Source organism: Paenibacillus turicensis, assembly GCF_017873435.1.
Taxonomy (GTDB): Bacteria; Bacillota; Bacilli; order Paenibacillales; family Paenibacillaceae; genus Fontibacillus; species Fontibacillus turicensis.
Window position 1 is genome coordinate 239,303 of the sequence record NZ_JAGGKG010000002.1, and the last position, 12,905, is coordinate 252,207.

8 protein-coding genes are annotated in these 12,905 nt (G+C 40.8%); 1 reads left to right on the forward strand and 7 read right to left on the reverse strand.

What is annotated here, in order from left to right; genetic code table 11:
• Positions 1-89: 89 nt before the first annotated feature.
• Complete coding sequence (locus J2Z32_RS03470) at positions 90-2,966, reverse strand: glycosyl hydrolase 115 family protein (RefSeq protein ID WP_210087765.1); 2,877 nt, start codon at positions 2,964-2,966, stop codon at positions 90-92.
• Positions 2,967-3,084: 118 nt separating this feature from the next.
• Here J2Z32_RS03470 and J2Z32_RS03475 point away from each other — a divergent pair, with 118 nt between their 5' ends.
• On the forward strand, positions 3,085-3,879 hold the full coding sequence (locus tag J2Z32_RS03475; protein ID WP_210087766.1) for a helix-turn-helix transcriptional regulator: 795 nt from the start codon (positions 3,085-3,087) through the stop codon (positions 3,877-3,879).
• Positions 3,880-3,911: 32 nt separating this feature from the next.
• Here J2Z32_RS03475 and J2Z32_RS03480 read toward each other — a convergent pair whose 3' ends face one another.
• The 6 genes from J2Z32_RS03480 to J2Z32_RS03505 all read right to left on the reverse strand — a co-directional run bounded on the left by J2Z32_RS03480 (position 3,912) and on the right by J2Z32_RS03505 (position 12,883).
• Complete coding sequence (locus J2Z32_RS03480) at positions 3,912-5,654, reverse strand: SGNH/GDSL hydrolase family protein (protein ID WP_210087767.1); 1,743 nt, start codon at positions 5,652-5,654, stop codon at positions 3,912-3,914.
• Between the two features lie 299 nt (positions 5,655-5,953).
• Entirely contained in the window at positions 5,954-6,958 is a 1,005-nt protein-coding gene (locus J2Z32_RS03485) for an acrylyl-CoA reductase family protein (protein ID WP_210087768.1), read from the reverse strand.
• Positions 6,959-6,984: 26 nt separating this feature from the next.
• On the reverse strand, positions 6,985-9,291 hold the full coding sequence (locus J2Z32_RS03490) for a thiamine pyrophosphate-dependent enzyme (protein WP_210087769.1): 2,307 nt from the start codon (positions 9,289-9,291) through the stop codon (positions 6,985-6,987).
• Positions 9,292-9,318: 27 nt separating this feature from the next.
• On the reverse strand, positions 9,319-10,332 hold the full coding sequence (locus tag J2Z32_RS03495) for a 2-oxoacid:acceptor oxidoreductase family protein (RefSeq protein WP_210087770.1): 1,014 nt from the start codon (positions 10,330-10,332) through the stop codon (positions 9,319-9,321).
• 402 nt (positions 10,333-10,734) lie between these two features.
• On the reverse strand, positions 10,735-10,914 hold the full coding sequence (locus J2Z32_RS03500) for a hypothetical protein (protein WP_210087771.1): 180 nt from the start codon (positions 10,912-10,914) through the stop codon (positions 10,735-10,737).
• Positions 10,915-11,428: 514 nt separating this feature from the next.
• Complete coding sequence (locus J2Z32_RS03505; protein ID WP_210087772.1) at positions 11,429-12,883, reverse strand: nicotinate phosphoribosyltransferase; 1,455 nt, start codon at positions 12,881-12,883, stop codon at positions 11,429-11,431.
• Positions 12,884-12,905: the final 22 nt, after the last annotated feature.

Below are 12,905 nucleotides of genomic sequence, written 5' to 3' on the forward strand. Positions count from 1 at the left end.
AAGACAATCTTCAGAATCGCTCTGTCTCTTCGCTAGTTTGGGGTTAGCAGTCAACCACTAATTTGAATAATGAGCCTTTATTATATTTTTTATTTTTTATAATAACTTTCCTGAGGGCCAAAATAGGAATAAGGAAGAGCTTCCTTTGTAATAACTAGCTTCTGTAAAACGATAGCCGCATGTAGCACGTAAAAACGTAAAGTATGCACACCTGCTGTCAAATGATGTTCTGTTGCATGGGTGTGAACATTATTCATGACTGACTCTGACCAATCCCATGATTCACCAGCAGCAAAATTAGCAGGCAACATGTCTGCCTTCACTGGCTCACCGCCATCGATACCAACCGCATACGGTAAGCGACTTTCTTCAGCCAATGGATTGGTTGGCGCTGTATGCACAATCACCGTATAGGTGCCTTCCTCACCCACATAAAAACGATATTCTAGATAAGGTGCTTCTTCACTAGATTCAAATTGCGATGTCGTTGGGAATAGCTTCATTGAAGATAAGGAGCGACCATATTTCTCAATCACTTCAAAATGAGTTGCTTCCGCTGGCTGACGATCACACGTATGCTCTGCCTCAATCACAATGACACCGTTACTTCCCACAAACGTCATGGATGGCAATTTATCAACTTGGTCAGCTTGGATAACCTGTGCCTGTACCATTACTTTCACACTGTCACTTCCAGACGAAATAATAATTTCACCTGTGACATCTGAATGTACCTGATCCCAATCTACTGAAACGATAATATCGTCGCCACAAATAACATTTCCTTGCTGCTGACTTGCTTTAATCCAATCATGGCTAGCTTCAAGTCTGTATTGTAATGGCTGTGTACCCCCATTACTTACCGTAATCCGATAGTTTTCTTGTTGTAGATTGCTAAAGTTAGGAAGTTTGACTTCACCAGATGTAAAGCAATCCGAATTCCCTTCTACATCCACAATTAAAACTGGCGCCTCTTGTGTTGACTCTATATAAACTGCATTAGGGAACTGCGCACCTTCGTCATTCCAATTCACATATCCAATATGGAGAGAAGACATCATGCCCTTCCACTTTCCATTAGATAACTCATTATTGTAAAAATCCTGTAGCTCAATATCCCTCTTTATGGCTTGCTCTACTAAACCAGCATAGTGATTAGCAAGCATGCTTTGTGGCTGAAAATTGTAATACTTCTGATTTAGCCCCGCATACACATGCATTTTTTTCACATTTGCACTAGCAACAGCAGGATAGTAGACAAGCTGATAATAAGCATCCTTATGCTCATCAGCAGTGAGCGTATAATACGCTTCTGCTTGCTCTTCTAATTTGATCGCTTCTGCTAGTACACGTTGTCCTTCATTATAATGAGTCACACTGTAGGTATCTGCATAAGTAATTTCTGGCTTGCGAGTTCCATTTAACCGTGTATATTTCTCTAGAACATCTGCGATACCACTTAGCGCGTCCTCCGGTACGGTATGACCAAACTGCGTTTTTACCCAATCATGCAAAAACAATGTCGTTTTATTCGGGTTCGCTGTTCCCCAAGCCTCAAAATCATAAGCTAACTCCATAAAATAGGAAAGCGGGAGCTCCATTGGCTTCAAATCACCGACATTTACAATCCACAGATCACGGATACCATAATCATAAGCAAGCGACATTTGCTCCCATATTTTTTCTAGTGGAACGGTATTTACCCATTCGTAGGATCGTGGACCCCCATGATAATCAAAGTGATAGTAAATTCCCCACCCTGCCTTACGGGTGCGTGCCTCTTCATCAGGTAATTTTCTCATATTGCCAAAGTTATCATCAGACATAATAATCGTAACATCATCTAAAACATCCCAATCCTTTAAACCAGGAACTTCGTCACTTCCATACCAAAACGCTTCAACTTCTTTATATATTGTTAACACTTGGGGTGCATGCTCAAGTCCATGCTTACGAAGCAATTCCTTTTGAGTGATAATAATATCCTTTAGACGCTGTATATTTTCTTCAAAAGTACCGCCTAATGCAGAGTCCTGCTCCCCACGCATCCCTAAAGTAATAATACTTTCTAAATCTTTATTTCGAATGACACCATCTTCCCAAAATCTCGTGATGGCCTCTGTATTTTCCCAGTAATCCCATAATCCATTTTCTCCATATCGATGATTGATATGTTTCCATTCCTCACCTGCTCTGAACAAAGGTTCATGGTGTGACGTCCCCATAATGATGCCATATTCATGGGCAAGCTCTGCATTTGCTAACGGATAACTTTCTCCATCCTCACTAAATACAGCACTCCACATCGCAGGCCATAAATAGTTTGCCTTTAAACGTAGTAGAAGCTCGAACACCTTCTCATACATTTTTTCGTTAAAGCCACCACAATGATCCCTAGACCATGAGCCAAGCGAAGGCCATTCGTCATTCATAAAAAAGCCACGATAGCGGATGGAAGGTTCCTTAGAGGTATATTCAAGCTGCTCCTTCGTAAAAACAAGCCGTGACTGCTTAGCAGGATGAACATCTCCCCAATACACCCATGGGCTTACTCCACATAGCTTGGAAATATGATATAGTCCATAAAAGACGCCTCTTTTTTCACTTCCGATAATGACAATCGCTGTCTCTAGCTCTGGACTAGGTTGTGCAATAACTCTAATTATGAAGCTCTCTCTACGTTTCTTCAGCTCTGAAATATCAACTCTACCTTTTGCAATCAGTGAATCGATGATATCATTATTTCCAATAGTGCCTGCAACGATGGCCGTGCCCTTTAGCTTGCTTTTCTCAGTTACGATTTCAGGCAGGACATCGGTTACCAGCTCAATATCCTTAGCCACAGATGAGACTACAAGCTTTAGACCGCCAAAGTCTGCTCCTTGTGGGTCAATATAAATTGGTGTTGCTTGACCATGTTGAACAAGTACAGCGCTCTGAAATGTGTTTTCCTGTGAAACTTGCATACTTAGCAACTCCTTCTTGTTTTGTGCTTAATTTTTGAAATCAATAATTTTCGTTAAATAATTAGTTCAAACTATACGTGATAACGTTTACATCATCTTGTCTAGGAGGAAACGTAATTTGGAATTAGCAGAACTCGTTAATCATAATCATTTAATTCCTGAAGTCATCTTGTTTGTAGACCGCAAATGTTTTGCGGATTGGTCGATTGCACAAGCAAAAATTGACTTTCACGACCTTACCTTCGTCGTTAGCGGAAAAGCCTGCTATTACATCAATGGCAAAAAGCATATTGTGGAAGCAGGAGATTTATTATATATACCGGAAGGGTGTAGTAGAGAAGCGTATACATTTGAAGAATCACCTATGCATTGCTACCCTTTTAACTTTTATTGGGCGGCTCCCTATAACCACGTTCAGCTTCCGTTTGAGCATGTTATGAAAAAAATGATTACAAAAGAGATTCTCGACCACATACGTGACTTTAAGCAGGTATGGATGAATCGTGGACCCTTTTATACGTTTCAGGCACGCGCCTTGTTTGAGCTTATACTCCATCGCTTACTCTCAAGCCACCATATGTTAGCGATGGATACGATAGACCCCCGCATAAAAAAAGCGACATATTATATTACAGAGCATTATTATGAGGAGATTACCGTTAAAAGCCTAGCAGAGCAAGCAAATTTAAATCCGATCTATTTTGGTAAATTGTTCAGAGAAGCCACAGGCTCGACGTGTAAAGAATATGTCAATCGTATTCGCATTAATAATGCTGAAATGATGTTATCTTCAGGCGATTTTAACGTATCTGAAACTGCCGAGCGTTGTGGCTTTCACGATATTTCATATTTCAGTAATCTGTTTAAGCAAATAAAGGGATATTCTCCGTCGTCAATTAGAAAAAATTTATAAAAACATCTTGAGGGTGATTAACAAAAACGATATTAACAATAACCAAAGCCTAAAATCGTAAACAATTTTTGTTCGTCACCTTCAGCCATCTTAATTACGATCTTATGCTCTCTGGCCACCTGTTCGTTGTATAAAATGACCGCATTACAATGTGTCCAATTGTTTTCGTGAGGATCGGCCTTTTTTAAGTGATTACCGTCTACATAGATATCTGCACTCCCAAATTCATTGCTGCCTGAATCCTTAAACACCAAAAGCAGTCGCTTGCTTGTGATCGTTAATTTAAATTCTGGTGTACCTTGCTGTGGATTGTGCATCCAGTTATGCGGAAACTGAGGTGAGCGATGTGGATCAGCATCCATCTCAACCATTTGCAAATCGGTGTCTATGTCTATGAAACCGCCCGATTCAATCGTTGCAAGCTCTCCCGCATTGCTTCGATCAAGCAGTTTTGTTTCTGCAAAGTCGTTGCCAATAATCGGCTCTTTATTTAGCTCAATATCTTCCTCATCCATATCAGCAGCATCCACCGTTTGGATTAACCAGAGCAAGCTATCTGCCATAACAAGGTGGCCATCATTTGTTGGATGATAAATGTCATAGAAAAATTGACGCTTAGAGACGACATTACCTTCTGACTTACTTAGCTTAAATTGATCAACAACCGCATCCTTAACACTAACCATAGGTAGATTGTAATGCCAACCAACAGGCGCTAAGCGATCTTGTAAATTCCAGTCGTTTACAAATACACTAAATAATAAAATGACTGCAGGTTGATTTGGCTCCTGTAGTGCCTTCAAAGCAAGGCTTTCAAAGCAGTTCCCTTCCGTTTCATCCCCTGCATCATTCACTGCGAACTCAATGACAACAATGTCAGGCTCCACACTTTTTTCGCGAAGCACATCGCGATCATAACGAACAATCCCGAGTTCTGATGGCGTTCCACCTACACCTGCTTTAATAAATGAAATCGATTTTCCACCGTCTTTACCAAATTGCTGCTTAAATTTATTATAAAATTGATAAGCATAACAATTTTCCTGTATCGGAACCGCCCCTGCACCTTGCGTAATAGAACCACCAATACAAGCAATCGTTACCTCCTCACCACGTTTTGCCTTCTCAATTGCTTTTTTTAACCGCTTGTTATTTCCCACATTGAGCAAAGATTTCTTAATCATTTCCTCATACGCACTAGACTCATAATCAACTGCAGCTTCCAAGGAAACTTCTGGAACATGATAACCATCATTTAAGTAAAACATTACGCTAACGGATGCCAATTGACCAACCTGATCAAAGAAAAAAGTAAAGCTACCTGGAACATCGTCATCTGCCGACCACTCATAATCATCTAAAACAAGCAAGGTTTCTGAACCATCAGCTGGGCAGGTAAGCTCAATACGAGTGCCTGATTCAAATCGATTTGTTTTGCCTAAATTGTGATATGCGAATCCCACGCTAGTTAAGTCAGCACTTTTTGCTGTAACTGTAATTCCGATGCTATGCACTAACTTAGAAATGCCTTCGCAATTCGTTAATAGGTTTAATATGTTTTCATCTGTCACTCCACCTGTAAACTTAGCCTTATCAACCACTCTACCTTCTAAAAAAATAGGGTGACAAAACTTCCCATCTGGTGTAGCGCTTGCTTCGACCATATTTTCATACATAATATAAAAGCCACTACGTCTTGCCGTTGGATCTTTTGGTGCTTTAGGACCTTCTTTAGCTATTCCATTATTAGATACTCCAGTCGTAGAATCACTCATCGTTCGTAAATCTCCTTTTTCAAGTTAAAATGAACTAGAATAAAGTGCTTGTAATATTGTTGTAATTATTGAAGTGAAACTGATTGTAAATAATGAAGTAAAAAGTCATGCTTCTTTTACTAGTATGGCATATTTATATGTTTTCGTCTTTGTAGAAATTAAACATTCATAGGAATAAAAAAACATGATTTTTTACAAAAAAAACGACACAGCATTTAAATTTCTTAAATGTGTATCGTTTTCTCCATATATATTAGCTACTACTTTATCAACTTCCGTTTAAACCACAATGAAGGTTACTATTCTTCTGAACTACATTTTACAACATATCTACCTAACATTTGACCTTTGAGAATCATATCTAGTACACTTGGCAAATCATGCAAGGTGGTCGTTGAAATGAGTTGCTCTAACGCGCTTTCTGGCTTCCACTCGTCCCCAAGTTTGCTCCATAACTCACTTCTCAGGGGAGCAGGGCAATAGACTGAATCAATACCAAGCAAACTAACTCCACGTAAAATATATGGATAAACCGAGGTTTCGATTTTCCCCCCGCCAGTTAATCCTGACAAGGCAATGGCTCCGCCATATTTTATTGATTTCACAATTTCACCCGTAGCCGCCCCACCAACAGGGTCAACCACAGCAGCCCAATGCTCTTTAGATAAAACACCACGCTTAGCTTGGGAGGCTTCTTCTCTGCTAATAACGGTCGATGCACCTAACGCCTTTAGCTTATCACTAGCCTCTAGCTTCCCTGTAGAAGCTACAACCTCAAATCCTAATTTGGACAAAATTGAGACAGCCATACTGCCCACCCCACCAGTAGAGCCTGTAACAAGTACCGGTCCCTGATCAGGAGCAAGTCCATGATATAACAATGAATGAATCGATTGCGCAGCCGTGAAACCCGCGGTTCCAATTGCCATGGCTTCAAATGCAGACAAGCCTTGTGGAAGTGGAAGGACCCACTCACTAGGTACAGAAGCGTATTCAGCATATCCTCCGTAATGAGACACACCTAAGCCATAACCTATGCACAATACAACATCACCGACAGCAAAACGTGAGTCATCAGAATCTACAACCTCACCAGCAAGATCAACACCCGGAATAAATGGATAGGAGCTTACAATTTTCCCATCGGGAATACTAGCTAAGCCATCCTTATAATTTACGCTCGAGTATTGCACTGCAATTGTTACATCGCCTTTAGGTAAATCTGATGGTGTAATTTGCTTCAAACCTGCTTCAAAGGTATTTTCAGTTTTATTGACCTGATACGCCAAAAATTGTTGTTTCATTTGTTATCCACCATTCTTTAAATAGATTACAAGTATGGATTTTCATGCTTCGCAAGCAATCGTTGCCAACGACGTTCAATCTCCTCGCGGAAGGATTCAAGCGCTGCTGCGTTTTGTGGCTTTAATAAATGGCGGGTTTTCCCCATTTTTTTCAGCCAGTCTTCGATTGGCACACGTTTATTTTTATCCTCTGGATTATACGTAATGTTGGTTTGTCCATGCTCCACCTCATACAATGGGAAGAAACAAGAGCTAACTGCAGCATCAACAACCTCTGTACCAACATCATCTGGCGTTATCCAGTTAAGTGGACAAGCAATTAATATTTTACCATATACTAGACCTTCATTTTGAGCATAATATTGCGCTTTTGCCGCTTTTTTTACTAAATCCTGCGGGTAGGCTTCACTGCCTGTAAATACATAAGGGATGTTCGTTGCCGCCATAATTTGTGCTGTATCCTTATGGTGGAACACCTTACCCTGTTGTACCTCACCAAGATTAGACGTAGAAGTACGATGTCCAATTGGTGTTGAGTAGGATAATTGCGCGCCTGTATTCATATAACCTTCGTTATCGTATTCCACAATAATCATTTTATGGTTACGTAATGCAGCACCAATCGCGGGCCCCATTCCGATGTCCATCCCACCATCGCCTGTGACCATAACAAAGGTGAAATCATCCTGAAGACCAAGATTATCTAATTCCCCTCTTCGTTTACGCTCCCAGAACATTTCAACGACCCCTGACAACGTTGCTGCGCCATTTTGGAACAGGTTATGAATGTAGGTTGCTTTATGGGAGGAATAAGGATAGCCTGTCGTTACAACCATCGCACAACCCGTATGGAACAATGTAACGATATCGCCTTCAATGCCTTTAAAGAACAGCTCTAAACCTGAGAAAATACCGCAGCCCGGACATGCACCATGACCTGGGGCAATCCGTTTTGGCTTTTTGGTCAACGAACGAAGTGGTGGAATCCGTACAGCTAATTTGCCAGTTTCCTCATTACGAGTGACTGTAATTAATCCTGTTTTTAATTTGTCAAAATTAAGTGGCTTTAACACACGTTCTTGTGTATGCTCTAAGTCACCTGCGGAATGACCATAATAATCAAACGCAACTTCAACTTTATCCTTTTCTACTGCATCTATCGCTAGCTGGAATAAATGGTGTCCATCCTCTGCGTAGAACTCCTTACCCCCAAGACCATAAATCCGACTAATCACTTTAGTTGTATGATTACCATGGGTAAATAAAGCAGCTTTAATTTCATTTACCATGTTGCCACCATGCGCGCCATAGGAATCAGCACGATCCCCCACCGTAATCGCCTTTACATTTTTTAATGCTTCAGCAATTTGCTTTTGTGGGAAAGGACGAATCATATTTGGTGCAATCGAGCCTGCTTTTATCCCTTGCTTACGTAAATCATCTACCACATCTTTAATAATTTCAGAAGCAGAATTCATCAAAAATACAGCAACCTCTGCATCCTCCATGCGGTAAGTATCCAGCATACCGTAATGGCGCCCTGTTAACTGTGCATATTCACCTGCAATCCGTTCAAATACTGCTTCTGCCTTGTACATCGCCTCAGATTGTTGATAGCAATTGTTAATAAAGTCAGGTTCATTCATATAAGGACCCACAGTAATTGGATTGTTACGATCTAACGTATGGGCAAAACCTGCTGGAGGTTGTTCTCCAACAAATTTTTGTACATCTTCACGATTTGCAAAGGTATGCACACGACGTTTTTGATGAGATGTAAAGTAACCATCTGAAGCCACCATAACTGGCAACCGCACCTCTGGGTCCTCTGCTAACTTAATTGCCATGATGTTCATGTCATACACAGCCTGCGGGTCACGACACATTAAAATTGGCCAACCCGTGTTAAGTGCATAATATAAATCCGAATGATCGCCATGAATGTTAAGAGGTCCAGATACAGAACGACATACTAGATTCATAACCATTGGGAAACGTGTCCCTGATTGAACAGGCATCTGCTCTAGCATATACATATATCCATTTGCACTTGTTGCGTTGAATACCCGTCCGCCTGCGGTAGATGCCCCATAACAAATCCCTGCCGAGCTATGCTCCCCGTCTGAAGGAATGAGCTTTATATCATGCTCTCCATTTGCTTTCATCAGATCAAGAAATTGTGCCACTTCTGTAGAAGGTGAAATTGGGAAATATCCCATAATATGATAGTTAATTTGGTGTGCGGCATAAGCTGCCATTTCATTGCCTGACTCATAAACAACACGTTGCTCTACTTGCCCTACTGTTTTTTCCTTTTGAATATCTATTGCCATCTTAGCCCCGCCTCTCTTTCGTATTCTTTAACGATTACTCATTGCCAGCTCAAATAAATGAGGTACACGATTATTGTCAGCATAATCGTCCTCTTCCCGTTCTTCTGACAATGCATCGGTTGGACAAGCATGGATACATTTTAAGCAGCCTTTACAATATTGATAGTCGATACCTTGTAGGAACATTTGTGGACGACCTTTTTTATCAGGTTGTTCCTCCCATACAAAACAGTTATCAGGACATACGTTGTCACATGCCGCACAATGAATACATGTCTCTTGATTGAAATGTGGCATCATACCAGAACGTGAAATGCTTAAATCTTTTAATATACTATTACCTGGGTTAGGGATAATCCCACCAATTGCTTGCGTCGCATAACCTAAAACAGGTGTATCTGCACGTATAAACTCCGGCATCGTTACACCTTCTGGTAAAGCATAGCTATGAAATTCAACTTCATTATACCCACGCTCAAAGGTGCGAATAGCAGGAGCAACCGTTTGTGGATATTTTTTTTCAAGTGATTTTGTAATGACTTCCTTCATCGTATTTGCATCTAAAAATGGACATAACCGAAATAATGCCCCTAACATAGCCATGTTTACACGATTTTTTTCTTCTAACGCAATTCCTGTCGCATCTATAACTGCAATTGTTCCACCTAACAATTTCATTTTCGCTTTAAGTTCTTCTGGTGATTTACGTGAGTTGACAAGCACTGTGCTATCTTCATAAATTCCACTAATCACGTTTACTGTTTTCGCAAGTGCTTCCTGAAAAATGCCTACGACATGTGGTCTTTCAACAGGTGAGGTATCTCTAATCGGTGTATTTAAATCGCAAAAACGAATATGTGCTTTTACAGGCGATCCCTTCTTCTCAGAACCATATGAAGAAAAGCTGACACCGTTCAATCCAGCCCCTTCTACACCAGCTTCAGCGAGCATTTTCCCAGCAAGATTTGCCCCCAGACCGCCAATGGACTCTAGACGAATTTCAAAAAATCCTAGGTCATTTATTTTGGGTAAGCTTACCACATTTTTTCCCCCTTCATGGGTAATGTTTTAATATAATCCATTAATGCAAAATACTATTTAAAAGAACGAGACAAAAAGGCCCCGATTAATTTTTCAATTTATCATAGCTGATCAACTATCGATGTGATAAACCGCACAATGAACAAGGAGGGATCGGCTTTAAACACAAAATGTCACAAAAATAAAGTATTCGCCTTCAATCGATAGGATAGTGCTGAAATTATCGGTTTGTGCGGTTTCCCGAGAAATAATTATGGGGGATAGGCGGCTCGATGCATTGACATGAGGGGTGCTTGGTGGGGATGTGGTGGGTCGGGCGCTACGGGGCAGAGGGTTGCTTCGATCGCTCTTAAAATCGGATTCTTTCATTACTAGTGGAGCTTCATAGGTGAGAATCCGGTTTTAAATACGACCGCTTCGCTTCTCCACAATCCCCCTGCCCCTTCCGCTACTCCCACCACTCACCCAAGCACTCACATTTAAAGGCATTGAGCCTTTATAAGGGAGCGGCTCAAAGGGAAAAGCAATTGATTCAGGACAGAGGGCAGGGTTTCGATCGTTCTTAAAACTGGATTCCTTCATTGTAGAACAGCATCGGGGTGGAATCCAATTTAAATACGACCGCTTCGCTTCTCTACCAATCCCTCTGTCCCTCATCAATGATAAGGGCGGAAAACAACAGTCAAAAGAAGATTTGGGCTATTCTACGTAATCTACTTGGATTTCGTGCATAGCTTAGTTTATTTGCTCTATAGGACTGAGGCTGCTGGTACTCGCACTACTTTATAAACTAAAACAGTCAAAAGATTTGGGCTATTCCACGAAATCTGCTTGGATTTCGTGCATAGCTTAGTTTATTTGCTCTATAGGGCTGAGAGCTGCTGGTACTCGCACTACTTTATAAACTAAAACAGTCAAAAGTTTGGGCTATTCTACGTAATCTGCTTGGATTTCGTGCATAGCTTAGATAGTTACTCTTTATACCGTATCAATAAAAAAATAAGATATTCTACGAAATTCAAATCAAATTTCGTGAATAGCTTATTAAAGTGCATGACTACATAATCATGAGTATAGGGTCCATATCTAATTTAATCTAATCCTCGTGCACGCTCATATATTCTTCTAACATTTTCTGTTTGAGTTCCCATGCTGTTTGGCTCAAATTTACGCGGTAAATTTGTGGGTTGAGTTTACGCAGGTATTCGGGCCAGAATAGATCAAGTTGGCTTTGATGGTAAGCTCTGATTTGTGACAATGATGGCAAGGTATAAACCTGCTCCCCACCAACAAAAATCGGCTCAAGCATCGACATGACGCTATAGTTGTTCACGGTTTTTTTCATGTAAGGGTGAACGGGGTCAAATAAGCGTAGCTTACCCCCGGTTCGCGCTTGCTCCTCATGAGGCAAACATACGTAATCCGCAATCGCTTTGCCATCCTCATTGCTGATGATACGTAATACTTCTTTTTTCCCAGGTGAGGTTACTTTTTCAGGGTTACCTGAAATTTTGATTGTTGGTAACATTTCACCCTCACGTTCACGCTCAACTAACTTATAAACGCCGCCCAGTGCAGGCTGATCCGCCGCTGTAATAAGCTGTGTACCTACTCCCCATGTATCAATTTTTGCACCTTGGGATTTTAGGTTAGACATCGTATTTTCGTCTAAGTCATTGGACGCGACAATTTTAACATCTGTGAGTCCTGCCGCATCAAGCATTTTACGCGCTTTTATTGATAAGTAAGCAAGGTCCCCACTATCAAGTCGGATGCTTGCTAGCTTTTTACCGATTTTCTCTAAGCTTTTAGCTGTTTTAATCGCATTTGGAATTCCACTTTGTAATGTATCAAATGTATCAACTAGCAATGATACCTGATTAGGCAAAGCTTTGGCATATATCTCAAACGCTTCAAGCTCTGAATCAAAAATTTGTACCCATGAATGGGCATGTGTGCCTTTTGTAGGAATATCAAAAATTTCACCAGCAAGCATGTTAGAGGTTGCGTCAAAGCCAGCAATATAAGCCGCTCTCGCACCCCAAATCGCAGCATCCGCTTCCTGAGCACGACGTGTGCCAAATTCTAATAAAATATCATTTTCAGCTACTCGTTTAATTCGGGATGCCTTCGTTGCAATTAAGGTTTGAAAATTCATAAAATTTAAAAGGGCGGTTTCTATTAACTGAGACTCTAGAATCGTTCCCTCCACTCGAATTAAAGGTTCATTTGGAAACACTAATGCCCCCTCTTGAACCGAATAAATGGTCCCCTTAAATGAAAATTTACGAAGTAATTCCAGAAACACGGGATCGTATTGCTCTTCTTGCTTGGCTAAATAATTAATATCTCTGTCGGTAAAGCGAAGCTTCGAAATATAATCCACAATACGCTGCAAGCCTGCAAACACAGCATAACCATTGCCGAACGGAAGCTTACGAAAATAGGCTTCAAATACGGCTTTACGCTCATGGGAGCCATTCATCCAATGGGCATAAATCATATTAATTTGATATTTATCCGTATGTAGAGCTAAGCCTTCACCATACATGATTGTTTGTCATCCTCTCTCT